Consider the following 340-nt stretch of genomic DNA (forward strand, 5'->3'; position numbering starts at 1 on the left):
ACACCAATACGATTTTGACTCCGCTACAGCAATCGGATTCTTGAAAAATTATGGTTTAGATAAAGACTTCAAAATCAATATCGAAGTAAACCATGCTACATTGGCACAGCACACTTTCCAGCACGAATTGGAAGTGGCGGCAAAAGCAGGAATGTTAGGAAGCATCGATGCCAACAGAGGCGATTACCAAAACGGATGGGACACAGACCAATTCCCAAACAACATTCAGGAAACGACTGAAGCCATGCTGGTTTTCTTAAAAGCTGGCGGATTGCAAGGCGGAGGAGTTAACTTTGATGCTAAAATCAGAAGAAACTCTACAGACTTAGAAGATGTTTTC

1 pseudogene is annotated in these 340 nt (G+C 42.1%); it reads left to right on the plus strand.

Features of this window, described 5'->3' with window-relative positions:
- Window positions 1–340 (plus strand): annotated as a pseudogene (locus tag DM397_RS00295) (xylose isomerase); the annotation flags it as partial.

The organism is Flavobacterium nitrogenifigens (assembly GCF_003254565.1).
GTDB classification, from domain to species: Bacteria; Bacteroidota; Bacteroidia; order Flavobacteriales; family Flavobacteriaceae; genus Flavobacterium; species Flavobacterium nitrogenifigens.